This window comes from Staphylococcus sp. GDY8P85P (assembly GCF_017892405.1).
Taxonomy (GTDB): domain Bacteria; phylum Bacillota; class Bacilli; order Staphylococcales; family Staphylococcaceae; genus Staphylococcus; species Staphylococcus borealis.
Genome location: NZ_JAESLA010000048.1, coordinates 1 through 21,313, shown reverse-complemented (window position 1 = coordinate 21,313; position 21,313 = coordinate 1). Strand labels below are relative to the sequence as shown.

Below are 21,313 nucleotides of genomic sequence, written 5' to 3'. Positions count from 1 at the left end.
ATATATAATCAGATATAGTTTAACACCTTATTCAAAAAATTCAAATTTAACGGTTTAGTTAATTAATGCTTATTTTAATGATAAGTACTTGACTAATCGTAGGAAAGGGAATGGGACAGAATTCTTTTAAATTCGTCGTCCCACTCCCAGCTTGCTTCGCTTGTAGAATTTCTTGATGAAATTCTCTTTGCTGGGGCCCCGACCCCGCAAGGATGACTAGAACTGAGAAAAGCTTTGTTAAAGCGCCTTCTCAGTTCAGTCAGCTACTGCGAATTTGCAAAATAGCTTCATTATATTATTTATGTCCCGGACTCTTCTAATGATTCACAGTAACGGACGATTAATCTAAATAATTTTCAGCATGTTCAAGTCCGAAGTGTTCATTTTTTTCTTTTTCTTTTTCATACGCTTCTTGAGAGATTTTAGTAATACTCTCAACTGCATAACTTACTTTTTTCGCGAATTGTTCAACTTCTTCTTCATTTTTAGCTAATACAAAGACCGTTAAGATATTATCATCTACGATATCTTTGTAATGTTGGTAACGTAATTTGTATATATTCATGTGACAATCCCCCTATAAAAGTTAAAAACCTTATGCCGTTTCAATTTTCATGAAAGGTTTAATTAGTAAAATATGCCCTGTTTTAAATATTTTCAAACTTCTTTATTGCTTACGATTTAAAACAGGTTGAGGGAGGTGACGTGTGACTATATTCCAACGCTACTGACCCCATTGTTTGAGCGGTAATTGAACACCGTTAAATCGGCTTAAGACATATGCATCATGTGAAATAATGATTAATTGCGTCGTCTTTAAAGACATTAGCATTTGAAGTATAGCTTCTTCATTAATAACATCTAAGTTGGTTGTAGCTTCATCCAATATGAGAATCTCTGGTTCTAATATTAAAGCTTTAGCTATCCAAACGCGTTGAAATTGACCACCACTTAACGTCGACACTTTCTGCTTAAGTATATCGTGTGGTAAGTTACACTGATCAAGCACTGCTTCAATGCTTGATGTATAACGCTGTTTATCTACCTTGTAATTCTTAAGTGGTTCTAATAGTGTAGCTAATACCGTTTTACGCTGATTTAAGGTATCACGTTGATATTGAGGTACATATTGGATGTGCTTCATCCACTCTTTAGACGTATAAGATTCACGTAAACGCCCATTAAGATATAATTCGCCCTGATAGTCCGTATCTAAGCCAGCGATAATCTTGGCTAACGTAGATTTACCACAACCACTCTCACCACTTATGAGCAAGTGCTGGTCATTCATTGTACATGATATCTCTTTAAATATCAGTTGCGTATCTATATATTTGGTTAATCTCTCTATTTTAAGCATAAGGTTGTCTCCGATGTGCAATCGTAATTAATTTTTCCGTGTAACTATGTGTCGGCTTAGTTAAGATTGACGCCGCCTCACCACTTTCTATCAATTGACCTTGCTGCATAATACTAATATGCGTGGCAAAATCTTTCACTAAGTTAATATCGTGTGTGATAAAAACGATGGTCATTTGGTAGCGTTCTTGTGCCTTCAGAAGATAATGCATAAACTTTTTAACATTGTCTTGATCAAGTGCACTCGTCGGTTCATCTAAAAATAAGTAGTCCGGACGTCTAATTAATGACATTATAAAGGCGACACGTTGTGCCATACCTCCACTAAGTTCAAAAGGATAACGCTCAAGTAATTGTTCCCCTTGTCTTAAACCAAGTAATTGCATCATCTGTAAGACATCATCCTTAATACCCTGTTTCGTCAGATGTGTGCGATTAGCTTCATAAATGTATTGGAAATGCTTAGCTAATGTTATATTTTGAAACATATTACTTTGAACATCTTGAAACACTGCATCTGTTTTAGTTAAATCGATGTCAATATCTCCTTGATAACTTAATTGTGGTCGCTTCATTCCAAGTATTGTTCTTGTTAACAGTGATTTCCCACTGCCACTTTCACCTATAATGCAATGAAATGCACCTTTAGTTACTGTCAAATCAACATCTTTTAACAATACTTTCTCTTGATCTAAAATCGATAATTGATTGACGTTGACTACCGTATTTACTGCGTTATTTTTTTGTTGATGATTTGACATAATAAGGCGAAACCTCCTAACAATACACCAGGGAAGAAGAAGAGCCACGGTGCGCCGTTGAAATAACTTTTCCCATCAAAAAGAATGGTTCCTAACTCAGGCGTCGGCGGTTTAATACCTAGTCCTAGAAAGGCAAGGCCAGATATGCTGAGCATCATTTTGCCAAAGTCAGCCGTCACCAAAGCGAATATATTACTCAATAAATGTGGAATCACATGTGTTACTGTCGTTTTGAATGTTGAGTTCCCACTCAATCGTGCATATTGAACAAATGGACGTTTTTGAATATCTCGCGTTAAATTTCTGAAGTAACGTAAATAACGTCCTATCCATCCAATCGTTAAAGCAAGTATTAAACCTATCATGGAGTTACTTACTAAACTTAAAATGACTAATGCGATAATAAATGATGGAATAGCCAACAACATATCGGCAACAAACATAATGATTTGATCTAACCATCGTCTTTCTACGCCTGCAATTAAGCCAAAGATAAGTCCCATACAAACACTTAATAGAATCACTATACCTGTTAAACTCAATGTGACAAGACTACCGACAATCAGTCTTACTAAGAAGTCTCTGCCTAATTGATCGGTACCCAACCAATGTTGTCCATTAGGTGACTCAAGTGGATCCAAATGTTGCGTGTCTTGCATTAAACCATACGTCATTAATACAACTATCAAACTCAATAGTGAAGCTATTGCGATGTACGTTTGATGTTTTTTCATCACATCGCACCTCTTTTCTCATTACCTGACTGCTGGGTGTGACGTCGTCGAAGTCTAGGTTCATTCTTCAAGATAATCACATCGCCTAAATAATTCATTAGCATAATAAAGACGATGATAAAGATGACAATGCCCTGAATTAGTGGGTAATCTCGTTGGTTAATAGCATTAATCAACAATTTACCTATACCAGACATGCTAAAGATGACTTCAAGTATTACGGCTTTTCCAATTAAATGAATGACACTGTTAATTGAAATGGTCATTAGTGGTGCAAATATCTCTTTAATTTGTACGATGATACGCGCTTTTAACGAGAAATGTCTTAACTGCGCAAGTTGATACGCATCTTGATCTAACGTTTGCGCAATCAAATGTGCTGTCATCAATAAGATATGACACCCTTCTATAACAACAATTGTGAAGATGGGTAGCACAAAGTGTTGCCATGAATCACTACCTACAAATGGTAACAATTGCCAACGTACGCCCAAATAATAAATGAATAAAATAGCTAACCAGTATTCCGGCATTGAGGTCATCACTTGGGCGAATCCACGAATTCCATTAGCGTAACGTGTATGCGGTCGCGTCCCAACGAAGTAACCAACAATATAGCCAAATGGCAACATGATACAACTAGAGACAATGATTAGCACAAGCGTCGGCATGATGGCTTCCATTATCATAGCGGTAACCGCTTCGTTTGTACTAAAGCTGTATCCTAAGTTGCCCGTGAGTGCATGTCCAACCCAATCGATATATCTTAGTAACACATGCTGTCCTAAGCCAAGTTGATGTTGTGCCGCTTCAATATTGTCTTGCGTAATCGACGTATAACCATGACGTTGTAGATACAGAATTGCTGGATTACCAGATGTCTTCTCAACTAAAATGAAGATAATAAACGAACTTACGATTAAATAAAGTATGAATTTAATTGTACGTTTGAGCATTGTTATTCATTAACTTTCAACGCTTTATAATCAATTGGTGCATCCGTAAGTCCGGAGAATTTGAATTGTTTTACTTTATCACTCACTACAAATGTCTCATTTGGATAAGCAATTGGCACACCATAGTATTGTTGATTAAAGTGTTTAAATATGTTATCAAACGAACGCTGTTGGTCTTCTTTTGATACGGTTGATGGGAAATCGTCTAGCTGTTTCGTTAATGTTTCATCATCAGCTAACACCCCTGGTTGACCATCATTATTTTTAAACACTGAACTCATAAAGTTGTAAGGCATTAATGCATCTGAATACGTTCTATAGAAAATCAAATCATAGTCTTTTTTCGTCCATAATGTATCATAGTATGATTGTGAATCTAACGTTTTCACATTTAACTTAATGCCGGCTTGTTTAAGCTGACGTTGCACTTTTTCTGCTTTATCTTTCCAACTAGGGAACTCTGCAGTTTGAATGACTAAGTTAAATGATAAAGGTTTGCCATTCTTTTCAAAGATGCCGTCATCGTTTTTATGATAGCCTTCTGATTTAAGTAACCTTTCAGCCGCTTTCATATCATAATCGTGTGGTTGTTGATTATCTTTAGTCACAAATTGCACGTTCTTCTGGAACAGACCATTTACAGATTTGCCCGCAATGTCTTTCGCATCGATGCTCTTACTTATCGCTTCACGAATTGCGCGATGATCTAATACATCATTTTTAGGGTTAAATGCCATAAAGTGACTTACTGTGCTAGGTCTATCTTCAATCGTTAAGTTCTTATTTTTCTTATCCTGTTTGATTTGTTCATCTGAGAGCATACCTAAAGCACCACCAGAAATATCTACAGAACCACTTTGTACTGCAGAATTTCTTGAGTCCCCATCTTCAATCGTTTGGAATGCAAGATGATAATTAACTGGGTGACCATTGTCGAAATATTTATTTGGCTTCATTGTCGTTTTTTCTTTACCAGTTTTATCAACAACAAATGCACCTGTTCCAATCGCTTTTTCAAATTTACCGTTTACTTTACCACCTTCTACTGAATGTGGACTCATAATACGCAACGGTCTCACTTGTGTTAATTCATTTAACACTTGATTTGATGGAGATTTCAATCTAATTTGGACCACGTGATCATTTTTAACAACGACCTTATCTAATTTTTTCAACGTTTCTACAGTCGTATCTTTATTCATCGCTTTCGCACGATCAATCGAGAATTTCACGGCCTTAGCATCTAATGCTGAACCATCTGAGAATTTAACGTTCTTTTTCAAATGGAATTCATAAACTTTCCCTGATTCATCAACGCGCCATTTATCTGCTAAACCTGCTTTAACGCCCTTATCTTTGTCGTATTTAACTAATGCATCATACACTGCACTATAAACGGGCATCGCTGCATCATAGCCTTGCGCGTCAAGTTTATCCGCCTTTGCTTCAGTAGGTAGCGATACCGTAACATCTTTATCTTCCTTTTGACCATTGCCACAACCTGCCAATAAGAGCGTAGCACTTGCTGCTACCGTCATTAATATACGTTTCTTCATTTCTCAGTACCTTCTTTCACTCTTGCTTTGATTAAAAATGATTCTTCATATAATGTTTGTAAATAATCATTTGGTGATAAGTAAAAATCGCTATAATGTGTTAAATCAATCACGTCAGGTACAGGCTCTTTCATTACCGCAACTTCAAATCCTGCATTCACAAAGCTATCAACGATATGTTTTAGAGAGTGATTCTGAGACGGTGTGGCACCATATTGATTAATCGTGTCATCCATAAACTGACGACTCGGGTTATTAGTTAAATCCGCGAATGAAGCGTAATAAACGCCGCCTGGTTTCAATACCTCTTTTAAATCTTTCGCATGTTGCGGAATATCCTCTATTAAGTACAAGACAGACGTACTTACAGCCGTATCAAATATGTGCTTCGTTTCTTGTGGTTTATCTGTTAAATAGTATGTAAGTGGACGTTGTCCTTTTAATGTCTCTGCCTTTTCCAAAGATAAACGTGCTAAATCGATGCCAACACCTTCATTAAACGGTGTTGTATCGTATAATTGTCGTAAAAATCCGCCTTGATTACATCCCACATCTAAAATCGTTTTCCCTTCGATGTCAGATGTATCAAGCATTTCTATCGTTCTCTCCCAAGCTTCTTGATGGTCTCGTGCCATATCATCATCTGATTCTTGACCTTTTTGCCACCAAACGTCATAAGTCTTAGTCATTTCATTCTCCTCACTTACTTCAAATCGTAATAATTACGTTTTAAATAGTACTACACTATGTACATTTACACAATAAGAATTTTTCAAAGTCATGAATGAACGCAAAAAAATAAGCTATGGGCGCGGGACATTGATCGATGTCCCAGGCTCACAGCTTATAACTGCATATTTATTGTGTTTGTGTATGTCTACGAGAACGGATTGAATAAACGATTAGTCCTATAATAAATCCTATAATTGCTGGAACGATCCAGCCCATGCCAATTGTAAAGAATGGTAAATAGTGTTCGGCAAAGCCAATTAATGTTTGTGCGAATGATGTCTTCGCAAAGAATTCTGGACTTGCATTGATGCCGTCAAAGAATGCTGCAAACATAGTAAAGAACGTTGTAAATTTATAAACAATTGTCGAATGATTAAATAATGGGCTGACAAGTGTTAATAAAATAAGTGTAATCGCTAATGGATAGATAAACATAAGTACAGGTGTTGAATACATAATGATCTTAGTTAATCCGACATTCGCGAAGATACAGGCAAGTAGTGCGACACCTGTTGCCAACCAAAGGTAATTCATTTTCGGGAATAGTGCTGTGAATGTTTCTGAAAAGGCAGTTATTAAACCAATCGCCGTCTTCAAACATGCCACAATAATAATTAGCGATAAGATGATAATGCCATAATCTCCAAGATAGTGTTGCGCGATTTGAGCAAGTGCGATACCACCATTTTCACTCACTTTAAAATGACCTAAACTCATCGTACCCATTAAAGCAAGTAACGTGTAAATCACGCCCATTCCTACGATACTTATAAATCCTGACTTAAACGTTTCTTTAGCAATCCCATTCGGATTGGTAATACCTAATTTCTTAATCGTTGTCACAATGATAATCCCGAATGCGAGTGATGCGAGTGCGTCTAGTGTATTATAGCCGTCAATAAAGCCTTTCAATAAGACACTATTACTATAGTTTGCACTTATTGGCGCATGACTAATACCACCCATAGGTTTAATAAACGCTAAGACAACTACGATACCGAGCAATACTAGAAATACTGGATTTAAGAATTTGCCTATGTAATCTAAAATTTTAGATGGCTTTCTAGAGAAAAACCATGCTATTAGAAAGAATAAAATACTGAATATCGGTAACACTAACTTTCCAGTGCTTGCCGAAATAAATGGTGAAAATGCAATTTCATATGATGTTGTTGCAAGTCTTGGTAACGCAAAAAACGGTCCAATTACTAAATATAGGGCAATTGTAAATGCATATGCATAGCCTTTACTCACTCTAGATGAAATATCGAAAACGCCATTCGTTTTAGAGATACCGATGGCTACGATACCTAGGAAAGGTAACCCAATCGCTGTAATTAAGAATCCTAAATTAGCAAGCCAAACATTGGCGCCTGCTGTTTGTCCAAGATGAATAGGAAAGATTAAATTTCCTGCACCAAAGAATAAACCAAACAACATCGAACCAATAAATATATTTTCTTTGATTGAAAGTTTCTGTTTCATCATGTGTTACATCTCTCCTATTATGTGTTTACTAGCTATTATACATAAATTTAACATCTATTTGTTCAAAATATTCAATAAATTTAAATCATCACTATATTCACTGGATGATGCCATAAAAAAGACACCTCGTAACGGTCGTTTTGATTATTTCACGCAATCTACGAGGTGTTATCGTCCATCCTAAGCCACGTTGTCTTTCAAACATTAACTACTGGAACGATGGTATGATATTAAGCTTTTCGAATTTGCCATTGATATGGATCTTCTAATTGATTCCAATCACTACCAATTTCATCGCTATTTACTAAGCATTGATCTAATTCTTTTACAATTTGTTCTTGATCTAATTCTGTACCGATAATTACAAATTGTGTATTTCTGTCACCATATTCGATATCCCAACTTTCGGCAACATCTGGTCGTTGATTTAGAATTTGTTCTCGTTGTTCTGGCGACATTGCAGCTACCCAATACGTTACCGGACTAATATTACAAGATGAACCTGCTTGAGATAATAAGCATGCAACTTGATTATATTGTGCTAGCCAAACAATCCCTTTTGCACGAACAATGTTATTAGGCATTTGTTCTAACCAATCATTGAAACGTTTCGCGTGAAACGGTAAACGTCTTGAATAGACAAATGATCCAATCCCATACTCTTCTGTCTCAGGTGTATGTTCAGCGTGACCACCTTCAGTTAATTCTTTTATCCAACCTGCAGAATTACTTGCTTGTTCAAAATCAAAGCGCCCTGTATTTAACACGTCATTGATATCCACTTCGGCATTTGTCGTTTTGATTAATTTAGCATCCGGTTGTAATTTTCTTAAGATGTTTTCTAATTTTGTTAATTCCGCTTCGGTAACTAAATCCGTCTTATTGATCACTAACACATCACAGAATTCGACTTGATCAATGAGTAAATCAGCAATTGAGCGTTCATCTGTTTGATCTGCACCTTGATCACGATCTACAAGTAAATCCTCAGAATTAATGTCATTAATAAATCGGTTCGCATCTACAACAGTTACCATCGTATCTAGTCGACAAATAGAAGTTAAATCAATACCTAATGCGTCGTCAATATAAGAGAAAGTTTGTGCAACAGGTACTGGTTCAGATATCCCTGTAGATTCAATCACAATATAATCAATATTTCCTTTTTCTACTAGACGCTCAACTTCTTGCAATAAATCATCTCTTAACGTACAGCAAATACAACCATTAGATAATTCGACTAATTTTTCATCTGTTCGAGATAACCCGCCCCCATCAGCAACTAAGTCTTTATCAATATTTACCTCACTCATATCATTCACAATAACCGCAATTCGACGGCCTTCACGATTATTTAAAATGTGGTTAAGTAATGTTGTCTTACCTGATCCAAGATAACCACTCAATACCGTTACAGGTATCTTGCCCATAAAATCATACCTTTCTTTTTATAAATCGTAATTATTACGTTTTATATTTTACATTTAAATTTTTAATTGTCAATCAAACTAATGATGATCAAATGTAGCCATATCAATGATTAACGCTCACTCTAGAACTTATTTACCGAAATGAATTGATACTATTTCCACACTTTTATTAACTATCTCGACTTGACACGCTCTGTTTTCGGAAGTTATCATGAAATAAATTAGGTTAACCTAAACTTTTATTTAGGAGGTAGTTTGTTGATAGAAATTAACAACATGAATTTGCATTTAAATCATAAACATGTGCTGAAAGATATTTCTTTAAAGATTCCAATATCAGGGGAAATCATTGGCATCATGGGGCCCAACGGTGCGGGTAAGTCTTCATTGCTAAAAAGCTTGATCGGAACGTTTAACGCTAGTGGCGAGATGTATTTATATGGCAAATCCATACATAAACAATTGCAATACATTACATACATTCCTCAAAAAGCGCAATTAGACTTAGACTTCCCAATCAATGTTGAGAAAGTCATTCTATCTGGCTGCTATCAAACCATTGGCTGGTTCAAACGTGTCGATCATGCGTCTAAAACAAAATTTCAAAAACTATTAAGAGACTTAGATTTAGAAGCGTTGCAATACAAACAAATTTCCGAGCTCAGTGGCGGTCAATTGCAACGTGTTCTTGTAGCAAGAGCATTGATGTCTGATAGTACAGTTTATTTATTAGACGAACCGTTTGTAGGCATCGATTTTAATAGTGAGCAACTTATTATGGAGAAACTTCGTCAATTAAAGGCGCAAGGTAAGCTTATTCTTATCGTGCACCATGATTTATCTAAAGCAGAAGACTATTTCGACCGTATTCTTTTACTGAATCGTACAGTTAGATTCTTCGGTCCCAGTCACCAAGCAATGCAGCCCCAATATCTCAATCGCACATTTTTATTTAATGTGACTTCTACGTTTAATGAAGGGAGTGACATAGCAAATGACTGATTTCATTCAACATTTATTTGATTATCAGTTCTTAAATCGCGCTTTAATTACATCTATTATAGTGGGCGTGGTTTGTGGGACTGTCGGAAGTTTAATCATCCTTCGTGGATTATCGTTAATGGGAGATGCGATGAGTCATGCCGTTTTACCTGGTGTGGCGTTGTCATTCTTATTCAATATTCCGATGTTCATCGGCGCATTAGTCACTGGCATGATTGCAAGTTTATTAATTGGATACATTTCTAATAATAGTAAAACAAAGCCAGATGCAGCGATTGGCATTAGTTTCACTGCATTTCTCGCAACGGGTGTCATCATTATTAGTCTGATAAACAGCACGACAGATTTACATCATATTTTATTTGGTAACTTACTCGCGATTACCCGACAAACATTTTGGACAACCCTTATTATTGGTGTCATCGTGATGTTACTGATTGTCATATTGTATCGACCATTAATGATTTCAACGTTTGATCCAACATTCAGTCGCGTAAGTGGGTTGAATACAACAGTCATTCATTATTTTGTAATGCTCTTACTCGCCTTAGTCACCGTTGCTAGTATTCAAACTGTTGGCATTATCCTAGTCGTCGCATTACTTGTTACACCGGCATCGACCGCCTTTTTAATCACAAAGAATCTTTATTCAATGATGATTGTAGCAAGTTTGATTGGCGTAGTAAGTTCGATTGTCGGATTGTACTTTAGCTTTATTTACAATCTTCCAAGCGGGGCAACGATTGTCATTGCAACATTTAGTATTTATATCTTGACCCTTCTCTTTTCAAAATTAAAAACAAAGTATAGAGGTGTACACACAACATGAAAAAATTTATTCCATTACTTATTGCATTGATTCTAGTTCTAGCAGCGTGTAGTTCAAATTCTAGTGACCAACATTCTAAAAATCATGACAAATTGAAGGTTGTCACAACCAATTCAATTATTTATGACATGGTCAAACAAGTCGGTGGTGACAAGGTAGACGTTCATAGTATCGTACCAGTAGGACAAGACCCACATGAATACGAAGTGAAACCGAAAGATATTAAACAACTTACTGATGCAGATGTTATCTTCTACAATGGTTTCAATTTAGAATCTGGTAACGGTTGGTTTGAAAAAGCTTTAGAACAAGCAGGCAAATCTACAGATGATAAGTCAGTCTTCGCGGTGTCTAAAGGCGTTAAACCTATCTATTTAAATGGTGAAACAGGTAATAAGGACAAGATTGATCCACATGCATGGTTAAGTTTGGATAATGGTATTCAATACGTTAAGAATATTCAAGAGCAACTTGTGAAAGCAGATGCTTCACACAAAGCAGACTATCACAAACAAGGTGATGCTTATCTTGCAGAACTTGAAAAGTTAAACAAAGACAGTAAAGATAAATTCAATGATATTCCAAAACAAGAACGTGCTATGATTACAAGTGAAGGTGCCTTCAAATACTTCTCAAAAGCCTTTGATATCAAGCCAGGCTATATTTGGGAAATCAATACTGAGAAACAAGGTACACCGTCACAAATGAAACAGGCTATCAAGTTTGTTAAAGACAATCACATCAAACATTTATTAGTTGAAACTAGTGTAGATAAAAAATCTATGAATAGCTTATCTGAGGAAACTGGTAAGCGTATTTACGGAGAAGTCTTTACCGATTCAATCGGAGAAAAAGGCTCTAAAGGTGATTCATATTATAAAATGATGAAACACAATATCGAAACAATCCATGGAAGCATGGAATAGACTTAATTAAAACAACGCATTTAAGAAATTAAATTAATATATTATTATCATCCTCCTATTAAAATAGCCAGTAAATGAATTTTTAGGAATTCATTTACTGGCTTATTATTTATAAAATTCTTTGTTACTGTAAAACGTAGATTGGTACTTATTCATACGCTATCTCATTAAAATATGCACATTGCCATGCTTGTGCCTTAGTTGCTGTTTTATTTAATTCAGTTTCCCACGGTGGATACACTCTTAATGCCATTTTCCCTTTAGACTCATCACTTTTCAAAATACCTTTCTAGCAAATGATATGATTGCATTGTTTCAATGGGTTTCATATACAAACTCCTTTTTTAATGTGTTATGTCTTAAAATTTAATTATGATTCATACCATGCTTTTTGGTATCCAATACTGTTTTCCAATAATTCTCTCTTTCAATTATTGTATTGGCCTTTGTCTTTGTATCAAATATTTCTAGGATAGCGTATTGAAAGTGCTGAATAATATATTCTCTACCCTTTTCATTTAAAATAGTTAGAAATTCTTTATTGCCACCGGTTAAATTATTTAAATGTGCATAGTTCGACCATCGTTGCCAAATCCCGTCAGTATTGCCTGAAGCTGATCCTATATAGAGTTGTCCCGTTTCTAAATTAGTAATAACATAAACACCTTTAACGTGACTTAATGCATCTTTCCAACTTGGTTCATTTCTATCTATAATCTGTTGTAATTCTTTATGCTTTAAACACACATGTTGATAACCTTTAAAATGTCCTAATTTAACATTTGGCGCTATTTCATAAACTTCTGGTTGTAATTGTTCTTGTACAGTTGAATAGAGGCGATTATATACATCTCTACCAATCGGTTTCTGTATTTTGATAATAAGTCTTTTTCGATATTCTTTATAATCATCAAGTAATGTTAGTTTGTACCCAACTTGGTTAAATACTTCTGGATTGATCTTTTCGACCTTATAAATACCGCCAAAGACAAAATATTCTGGCCCATATGGATAATATTGAGCTAAGGCTATTAAATAATCTGCCTTATTGAGATTATTATTATTTTGTCTAGTCTTCCATGTGTTCATAACTATCCAATCTTCACTATCTTCTAACAAAAAGTCCCATGCACGCTTATTAATATCTCCAGCATTCATATTGAATTTAATTTTAGTTTTACTTACATTTGGTGTCTGTATAAAATCTGTTAGCTTAATCATCTTTATAACCCTTAATAATTTAGTATTTTTATTATTTTAATACATTATATAATTATTATACAATTTTCATATTTATATTTAATATCTAGACATTAAAAAGCCTATCAAAGTGTTCATACTCTGATAGGCTTGGTTGATTTCAGATTACATCATTAAACTAATAAGGCTTTGCTTTCAATTTCATGTTTTAGTTTTTCAACGAATGTTTGAATATCCATTGTTTCGTTATCGTGATGTGCGTACTTTCTTGATGACACAGTGTGATGTTGTTGTTCATCGTCACCTAACACTAATGTGTATGGAATTTTATTCATTTGGCTTTCTCTAATTTTCTTGCCTAACTTTTCATCTCGGTCGTCTATAGCGACGCGAATATTCTCGTTTCTTAATGTGTCTGCAACTTTACGGACGTAGTCATCATTATTATCCGATACGCCGATTAAATTCACTTGTACTGGTGCCATCCATAATGGGGATGCACCTTTGAAGTGTTCTATCAAGATACCGAAGAAGCGGTCTAAAGAGCCGAAGACTGCTCTGTGTAATACAACTGGACGTTCTTTCTCATTCTGTTCATTGATATAAGTTAAATCAAATTTTTCTGGCATTTGGAAGTCTAATTGTACTGTTGCACATTGGTGACTACGATTTAATGCATCTTTAATGTGTACGTCAATTTTAGGACCATAGAAGGCACCATCGCCTTCATTAATTGAATATGCCAAACCAAGGTCATCCAACACGTGTGCCAATGACTGTTCCGCTTCATTCCACAAATCAATTTCACCTAGATAATCATCTGGTCGTGTTGATAGTTCAATACTATAGTCAAAGCCAAAGACTGAATAGATATAGTCAATTAACTTCAGAATTTCTTGTACTTCTGATTTGATTTGAGATTTCATAATAAAGATATGCGCATCATCTTGGCAGAACGTTCTCACGCGTAGTAAACCATTCAACGCACCACTAAATTCATGACGATGTACTTGACCGAATTCAGCAATTCGAAGCGGTAAGTCTTTATAAGATCTTAATTCATTTTTGAAAATTAACATATGTCCCGGGCAATTCATTGGTTTCAATGCATAATCATTTTCATCTACTTTAGTGAAGTACATGTTTTCATGATAATGATCCCAGTGTCCTGACTCTTCCCAAAGTCGTTTATTCATCATTAATGGTGTTCTTACTTCATCGTAATCATGTTTCAATTGCACTTCTCGTAAGAAACTTTCCATTTGATTTCGAATAAATTGACCATTTGAAAGATAGAATGGCATACCTGGTGCTTCTTCAGAGAACATAAATAATTTTAATTGTTTTCCTAAGCGTCTATGATTGCGTTCATCTGCTTCTCTTAAAAACTCAAAATAGTCATCAAGTTGATCTTTAGAACTAAATGCTACACCGTAAATACGTTGCAACATTTTGTTGTCACTATCGCCACGCCAGTATGCACCAGACACTTTTGTTAACTTGAAATGATTTACAAATTTAGTACTTGGTACATGTGGGCCAACACATAAATCTATAAATTCCCCTTGTTGATATAGTGAAAGTTGATCATCTTTATGTTCTTCAATCAGTTCCAATTTATAAGAATTATCTTTAAAAATGTTTTTAGCTTCTGCATAGCTTAAATCTTGTCGTACAAATTTTAAATTCTCACTATGAATTTTCTTCATTTCTTTTTCAATTTTATTTAAGTCTGCTTCACTAATCGATTCATCTAAATCAATATCATAGTAAAAGCCATTTTCAATGACAGGACCAATTGTTAATTTTACGTCAGGATATAAACGAGTAAGTGCTTGTGCTAAGACATGTGCCGCAGAATGTCGCATCACATTTAAACCTTCTTGATCTTTAAGAGTGTAAAATGTGAGTTCACAATCCGCTTGGAGAGGATGGGTCAAATCAACTAAACGGTCATTCACACGGCAAACGACCGCTTCTTTATATAAAGATTGGCTAATAGATTGCGCTACCTCTTTAGCTAGAACACCTGCTTGATACGCTTTTTTACTTCCATCTGGAAATTGAATATGAATTTGTTGATTAGACATGATACATCTCTCCTTAAACATTTATATAAAATAAAAAACCCGTCCCTACAAAAGGGACGAGTCTTGAATACCCGTGGTTCCACCCAACATTCCATCTCATTCAAGAGATGGCACTTTAGTCATACTTTAACGCGTATGAAACGTTACATGTTTCCATGTAATGTATATAAAGGTAGTAAACTTTATTTTAAATTTAGGAATATCTCAGCACTTATTCCCTCTCTGTGAATTGACCATAAAGTTCTTGTCCTTAAATTCAGTATTAATTTTTAATAATCATATACCTATCTTAAATGTTAGTCAAATGCGTATCAAAATATTAAATTACCTACATGGGTTATCTTTTTGACAATTTATGTTTAATATTTGGCTTAAACTTTATATTTAAAGATATTAGGATCATAGAGTTTTAATACTTTTGTAAATAAATAATGGAAAAACAGCGCAGAAATTAACGGCACAATAATGTACGTAATGGCGATAATCAATAAACCACTCGTTGTACCCATATTTAATAAATTTAATGATTTAATAGGTCCCACAAGACCAATCAATCCGAAACCTGCTGAATCTGGCGTACCTTTAATATTTAACAAGCCACCAACAAAACCTGAAACACCTGCTGTACAAATAATTGGTACCATCATCATTGGATGGCGAATCAGTGTCGGCATCATTAATTTCACTGCGCCAAGTAATACTGTAATCGGAACACCTGGTTTATTCACACGCCAGCTACCAACTGCAAGCATTATTGCACTTGCCGAAACACCCACTGCAGCCGAACCAGCGGCTAATCCTGAGATTCCAATTGCCAAACCTATACCGATAGATGATATCGGAGACACGATTAAGATAGAGAATATCATTGCAATCAATACCGTCATGATAATAGGTTGTGTATTCGTTAAACAATTGATAACATCTCCTAATCCTAATGTAATCAATTTAGTATATGGCAAGATCAATAATCCAAGTAATCCAGCCACCGCACCACCAACGATAGGCAACACAATCATATTTAAACTACCCAGTTTATTGCCGATTAATAAGATAATGCCTACCGCAATGGAAGCAGTAATCATCGTATTAATTAAATCACCTATACCAACGATGACCCACTTGTTATCTACAAATGTCGATGCACCAGACCCCACAAAAGCAGCTGCCCCTGTTACGGCGGTTTGTAATTGTGTTAAGCCAAATTGTGCCGCAATCAATATACCTGTCAAAATTGGAATTGAATATTGAATACCTTGCGTTACAAAGGCGATTTTCGTAAATATATCATTATACTGACCTAAGTATTTGCTTAACTCCCCTAAAATTGCGTTTGGAATCATACCTACTACAATTGCTAAAGCAACACCATTTAATACATTAAATATAAATGTTCTAGGTGTTATCATTTCTCTCTCACCCATAATTCTTATCCCTCATAAAACTTTCTCTTTTTCTAAATTTTAATCTTGATTTTAAAGTATCGTACAAATAAATCAATCACATTATTTTAAATCATATAAAAATAAATATGTAACATTCATCATTTGTTCACAACTTCGATAGTATATTACATTAACTATTACGAATGTAACCCTTTTTTGATAACTATATCATTTAACATGCAATTTTATAAAATATATTAGGATGAATATTCATTATTATGTTTATAAATTACACTTTATGTATACATAATACTAATATTAAATTTAAGGTTGGGATACATATGTGGACTTTTAAAGAAGAAGACAAAATTGAGTTACTAGCAGATATTATTGAAATTCAGTCAGAAAATGATCACGAAATAGACGTTTGTCGTTATTTACAAAACGTATTAGCACGCTACGAAATACCATCTAAAATATTAAAAGTGAGCGAGACTAGAGCAAATTTAGTCGCTGAAATCGGTAGTGGTTCTCCGATATTAGCAATGAGTGGTCATATGGATGTTGTTGATGCCGGAAATCATGAGAAATGGACTTACCCACCATTTAAACTCACTGAACAAGACGGCAAATTATATGGACGTGGTACAACAGATATGAAAGGCGCCTTGATGGGAATGGTGATTGCACTGATTGAATTAAAAATGTCTGACGCGCTACCAAAGGGAACCATCCGTTTGCTGGCGACGACTGGAGAGGAAAAAGAACAGGCAGGTGCCAAATTATTTGCGAAAGCAGGTTATTTAGATGATCTTGATGGCTTAATCATCGGGGAACCAACAGATAACGGTGTCTTCTATGCACATAAAGGGTCTATGGCATGTAAAGTGACGGCCACAGGTGTCGCTGCCCACAGTTCAATGCCATTTCTAGGAGACAACGCAATTAACACACTTGTACAATTTATCAATCAGTTAAATTCAAAGTATGCGGATATTAAAAAGCATGACCTGCATCATGCGTTGGATGTCGCACCTATGGTAAACAAATTTATGAAAGGCACATTAAGTGAGGAAGCGGAAAATTTTGCATCTGGCTTTACCATGCTCGGTTCAGTTATCAAAGGTGGTAAACAATTCAACTCTGTACCTGAAGAGGCCTCAATTGAATACAATGTACGGCCTGTACCTGAGTATAATAATGACTTTGTTAAAACATTATTCCAGCAAACGATTGACGAAGTAAATCGCGATGCATTGTCATTTGAAGTTGTAAGTGACCATCGTCCTGTAACAAGTGATAAAGACAGCACCTTAATCAAAGTGATTACAGACGTTGCACCACATTATGTGAATAAGGATGACGTCTTTGTCGCAGCTTTTATAGGTACTACGGATGCATCTAGTCTTCTAGGTGATAATCCAAATAATGTAGATCTTGCAATTGTCGGCCCAGGTATTACAATTATGGCTCATCAAGTCGATGAATATATTGAAAAAGAGATGTACCTTAAATACATCGATATCTACAAAGAGGTGGCCGTGAAGTATTTAGCTGAAAAGTAATTTAATATTTAACATGCGACGTAGTATAGGCATTGATCATATGACAATCAGTGTCTATACTACGTCATTTTAGTGATGCATTTAAGTAAAATCCAATGTTGAGGTTAGGCTTACCTGTTAGTGACCGCAGTCTAACTTCCTTGTAATGAATGACACTCTTTCATTAAAATATCCCTAAAACAGTCCATATTCGTTTGAATCACAACTCTCCTTCAGGCTATGACGCAGAACTTCAAGTAACTATAAAAAGAGCAGGATATTGACTAGCTTTAACTTCTGTCATCCCGCTCACTGTCACAATCAGATTGTTACACAATATTATCCATAATTTCTTTGCGTAATTTGCCTCTGATTTCTGTCATCGTATTTAAATTGTATTTTTTATAATCACCTGAGTTTAATCGGAAAGCATGAATACCAATGACCTCGTTCTTACTATTCAAGACTGCCCCACCAGAAGAGCCTGGTTCTGCCATCATTTGATAATAGCCAATCGGGTTCACATTTCGTGCAGTCATCGTGTATTTCCCTTTTGAATGATACATTGTGCCGGCAGGATCATTTTTATATTTACCAGTCGGCTTACCATAGTGGTACATGTGAATAGGTGTGTTTGCTTTCATAGCTTTAATCGAATTTTCTGATGCAATCTTTCTTATCTTCATATACTTTGAAATATCTTCATACGTATACACTAGAGAAACATCACCATATTGCAACATTTGAACACCAAAGACTTCAAGTGTACGCACAATTTTAGATCCCTCTTGTAATATATTGATACGCATATTTTGTGGTTGTGACGGTGTTAAAGGTTTATGCGCACTTTGATCATTAACAACATGATTCGCAGTTAGAATCGTATGCTTTCCAATTGCTGTACCAGTGCCATATGTTAATTGTTTTGCTTTTGGATTCCAATTATAAACTGTTGCGATATTGGCATCTTTCGCTTTAGCGTGCTCAATGGTTACGCCTTTGTTGCCCGATTTCTTCATAATTTTTAGTGCGTCATCAATGCCGGATTCTTTCGTCGTTTGACCGAAATCACGTACATTATCACCACCAGGCACATTAGATGGCCAACGCTTAGGCGCTTGATTATAGTAATTCTTTTTCGCCGTTGATGATGCTTTTTTAGACGCTTTGACTGTTGTTTGCGCACTTGGTTTCGCAGCTTTAGTCTTACTTACAACTGCCACTTTCGTAATTGGTTTGCTTTTCGTTTTGGTAGTCTGTGCTAATAACTGTGGCTTCGCAGATTGTGTACGCGTTACTTTTGATGCATTTTGTGGTTTTTTATTTGTTGAGACAACTTTTTTGTTAACCTTAGTTGGTTGCTTTTGTTTTGAAAAGTTTTGCGATGAAGGTTGTACTGTCGTACGATGCATTACCACATGTGATTGTTTAGAAGGTACTTTAGTCACTTGATTGCGATTAATTACCTTAGGCTGTGTTTGCACTTTAGCTTGAGTCGTTGCAACGTTACCTTTAGCCCCTTTGACTGGGTTGTGCTGTTGAGATGTTGGTTGAACACTTAAATCCTTACTTTTAGTAGATGCATGTGCATCATTTAATTGAAACAGAAAAGATAATACCACTGTCATTAGGATGACAATTAATATGTGTGAATATTTCTTTAATGCTACCCCTTTGTTCACTATACTCGTCCCTGCTTTCTTCAAGTATCAAATTAATTAACTTTTATTTTAACTTATTATATAACTTATTTGATCCGCACCACAATATTAATAATTAAAGTTTTTTAATTTTTAATAAATATTAAATTTATATAAATAGAATTGTTTTCTTTTGAATGAACAACAATTTATTCCTATTTATAAACAATATAAGGGGCGGGACACGACACGCTTTGAATACATTAACACCATAACATGGATGTATAGCCATTTCTATGTTCTTCTTACTAAAGGGAGGTAAGACTTACCGCTTAGTGTTCAATATTCAGCACATCTTTATTTTTAAGTTGTACTTTCGTATAGTCCTCAGATTTATCTACTTTCATAGGTTTTACATTGACTTTTGGATAAATAAATAACGCAATCATACCAATCAAACCATAAATAAGAAATGTCATAGTATAGTTAAATTGATCTACTAAAGAACCAGCCACTACAGAACCTAATACTTGTCCTACTGCTAACATTAAGAACGGAATGCCGATGCCTAGGGAGGCATTTTTCAAGAAGACTTTAACGCCCCAAACTAATAGCACACCTGTTATAAATATATAACTTGCTCCAAATAAAGATGAAGCAATAAATGGAATCATCCATAAATGATATGCGAATGCTAATACAATGGAGGCAAGAGATAGAAAGATGACACCAATCATGTAAGCGAAACGTAAACCATAACGATCAATCATAGCACCAGACATGCCACCTACCATACCGAAGACACCAATTAAAATCCAAAACACAGAGAGACTAACATTGGAATATGTACCAATACTCTCTACGAAGGACTTAGAAAATGTCCAAAATGGCGCTGTTGAAAATCCCAATATTGTTGAGGCAACAATAATCTTTTTACTCGTACTGACGTCTCTAATGTTGAAAGACCCAGTTTCGATCTCCAATTCTTTGTTTAATGATGGGATCGCATAATAGTTCCAAATAATGACAATGATCGCAATAACACTATATATTAAATAGGTCATTCTCCAATTTAAAAACGGGAGCATCGCAGTTACACCAGTAAACATGAGACCTAAACTTGTTCCTGAATTAATCCACGTATTTGCTTTACCTTGCTCATGCCATTTGACCCATAGTGAAATCGCGTAGCCATATGGTGGTGAAACTAAACCTGTACTTCCCCCGGCAAATATAACTGCGATTGCAAGTAACAATGCCGCATGAGACACACTAATTAACATGAGACCTATTAAGACCGATAACCCTGCAAATAAAATCATAAGTTTCGGTCCAACGCTGTTCGTTTTTAAAGTAGCATAAATAATTGTGAAGCAATATGCTAAATAAAACAGCGATGAGATGAGCCCCGCTTGTGTCGCGTTTAAGTTTAAATCGTTTGAAATACTCGGTAAAAATAAACCAAAACTAAAGCGCCCAAGTCCATAGCTTGTTGCAATCATCGCGATACCTGGTAAGACAATTTTAGAAAACTTCATTGTTTAACCTCCTTTTTATATAGAACGTTCATTATACTTTTATCGTTAAAAAGACGAGTCTGGGACAAAAATCGATATCTCAGGCTCCAAATATATGTTGGCAGTAGTTGACGTAATTAAACGGTTCTATAATAAATTGGACT

At 35.3% G+C, this 21,313-nt stretch carries 18 protein-coding genes and 1 pseudogene; 4 read left to right on the top strand and 15 right to left on the bottom strand.

Annotation, left to right across the window (positions count from 1 at the left end):
• Positions 1-340: 340 nt before the first annotated feature.
• From KA828_RS10510 to KA828_RS10470, 9 genes are all read right to left on the bottom strand, one after another.
• Positions 341-565: a DNA-dependent RNA polymerase auxiliary subunit epsilon family protein gene (locus KA828_RS10510; protein WP_053030174.1), complete on the bottom strand. Its 225-nt coding sequence runs from the start codon at positions 563-565 to the stop codon at positions 341-343.
• Between the two features lie 159 nt (positions 566-724).
• Complete coding sequence (locus KA828_RS10505; RefSeq protein ID WP_210126193.1) at positions 725-1,360, bottom strand: ABC transporter ATP-binding protein; 636 nt, start codon at positions 1,358-1,360, stop codon at positions 725-727.
• Positions 1,353-2,120: an ATP-binding cassette domain-containing protein gene (locus KA828_RS10500; protein ID WP_210126192.1), complete on the bottom strand. Its 768-nt coding sequence runs from the start codon at positions 2,118-2,120 to the stop codon at positions 1,353-1,355. Before KA828_RS10500 ends, KA828_RS10505 begins: the two co-directional genes overlap by 8 nt.
• Complete coding sequence (locus KA828_RS10495) at positions 2,087-2,854, bottom strand: ABC transporter permease (protein WP_210126191.1); 768 nt, start codon at positions 2,852-2,854, stop codon at positions 2,087-2,089. The genes KA828_RS10500 and KA828_RS10495 overlap by 34 nt, the downstream gene beginning before the upstream one ends.
• On the bottom strand, positions 2,854-3,810 hold the full coding sequence (locus tag KA828_RS10490) for an ABC transporter permease (RefSeq protein WP_204193722.1): 957 nt from the start codon (positions 3,808-3,810) through the stop codon (positions 2,854-2,856). The genes KA828_RS10495 and KA828_RS10490 overlap by 1 nt, the downstream gene beginning before the upstream one ends.
• A gap of 2 nt (positions 3,811-3,812) precedes the next feature.
• Entirely contained in the window at positions 3,813-5,366 is a 1,554-nt protein-coding gene (locus tag KA828_RS10485; RefSeq protein WP_210126190.1) for an ABC transporter substrate-binding protein, read from the bottom strand.
• On the bottom strand, positions 5,363-6,055 hold the full coding sequence (locus KA828_RS10480) for a class I SAM-dependent methyltransferase (protein ID WP_210126189.1): 693 nt from the start codon (positions 6,053-6,055) through the stop codon (positions 5,363-5,365). Before KA828_RS10480 ends, KA828_RS10485 begins: the two co-directional genes overlap by 4 nt.
• 169 nt (positions 6,056-6,224) lie before the next feature.
• A complete protein-coding gene (gene brnQ, locus KA828_RS10475; RefSeq protein WP_210126188.1) occupies positions 6,225-7,586 on the bottom strand; it encodes a branched-chain amino acid transport system II carrier protein in 1,362 nt (453 codons plus the stop codon).
• A 230-nt stretch (positions 7,587-7,816) separates the two neighbouring features.
• Complete coding sequence (locus KA828_RS10470) at positions 7,817-9,016, bottom strand: GTP-binding protein (protein ID WP_070855396.1); 1,200 nt, start codon at positions 9,014-9,016, stop codon at positions 7,817-7,819.
• Between the two features lie 258 nt (positions 9,017-9,274).
• Between KA828_RS10470 and KA828_RS10465 the strand changes: the two genes are divergently transcribed.
• From KA828_RS10465 to mntC, 3 genes are read left to right on the top strand one after another with little or no spacing between them, the layout of a single operon-like run.
• A complete protein-coding gene (locus KA828_RS10465; protein ID WP_210126187.1) occupies positions 9,275-10,018 on the top strand; it encodes a metal ABC transporter ATP-binding protein in 744 nt (247 codons plus the stop codon).
• Positions 10,011-10,847, top strand: a complete 837-nt coding sequence (locus tag KA828_RS10460; RefSeq protein WP_210126186.1) for a metal ABC transporter permease — start codon at positions 10,011-10,013, stop codon at positions 10,845-10,847. The genes KA828_RS10465 and KA828_RS10460 overlap by 8 nt, the downstream gene beginning before the upstream one ends.
• Positions 10,844-11,773 carry a manganese ABC transporter substrate-binding lipoprotein MntC gene (gene mntC, locus KA828_RS10455; RefSeq protein ID WP_107629376.1) on the top strand — a complete coding sequence of 310 codons (930 nt, stop codon included), beginning with the start codon at positions 10,844-10,846 and terminating at the stop codon, positions 11,771-11,773. Before KA828_RS10460 ends, mntC begins: the two co-directional genes overlap by 4 nt.
• Before the next feature lie 148 nt (positions 11,774-11,921).
• On the opposite strand, the pseudogene KA828_RS10450 reads toward mntC, so the two are convergent.
• The 4 genes and pseudogenes from KA828_RS10450 to KA828_RS10435 all read right to left on the bottom strand — a co-directional run.
• A pseudogene (locus tag KA828_RS10450) lies at positions 11,922-12,062 on the bottom strand (MepB family protein); the annotation flags it as partial.
• 77 nt (positions 12,063-12,139) lie between these two features.
• A complete protein-coding gene (locus tag KA828_RS10445; RefSeq protein WP_210126185.1) occupies positions 12,140-12,994 on the bottom strand; it encodes a GIY-YIG nuclease family protein in 855 nt (284 codons plus the stop codon).
• A 152-nt stretch (positions 12,995-13,146) separates the two neighbouring features.
• Positions 13,147-15,063 (bottom strand): threonine--tRNA ligase, encoded by a 1,917-nt coding sequence (gene thrS / locus KA828_RS10440; RefSeq protein ID WP_210126184.1) that lies wholly within the window; start codon positions 15,061-15,063, stop codon positions 13,147-13,149.
• A 371-nt stretch (positions 15,064-15,434) separates the two neighbouring features.
• On the bottom strand, positions 15,435-16,487 hold the full coding sequence (locus KA828_RS10435; protein WP_210126183.1) for a PTS sugar transporter subunit IIC: 1,053 nt from the start codon (positions 16,485-16,487) through the stop codon (positions 15,435-15,437).
• A gap of 302 nt (positions 16,488-16,789) precedes the next feature.
• On the opposite strand from KA828_RS10435, the gene KA828_RS10430 reads away from it, so the two are divergent.
• Positions 16,790-18,013 (top strand): ArgE/DapE family deacylase, encoded by a 1,224-nt coding sequence (locus KA828_RS10430; protein ID WP_210126182.1) that lies wholly within the window; start codon positions 16,790-16,792, stop codon positions 18,011-18,013.
• A gap of 308 nt (positions 18,014-18,321) precedes the next feature.
• Here KA828_RS10430 and KA828_RS10425 read toward each other — a convergent pair whose 3' ends face one another.
• Both KA828_RS10425 and KA828_RS10420 read right to left on the bottom strand, forming a co-directional pair.
• Complete coding sequence (locus KA828_RS10425; protein WP_481906427.1) at positions 18,322-19,674, bottom strand: trypsin-like serine peptidase; 1,353 nt, start codon at positions 19,672-19,674, stop codon at positions 18,322-18,324.
• 290 nt (positions 19,675-19,964) lie between these two features.
• Positions 19,965-21,170, bottom strand: coding sequence for an MFS transporter (locus tag KA828_RS10420; RefSeq protein WP_210126181.1), 1,206 nt, complete (start codon positions 21,168-21,170; stop codon positions 19,965-19,967).
• Positions 21,171-21,313: the final 143 nt, after the last annotated feature.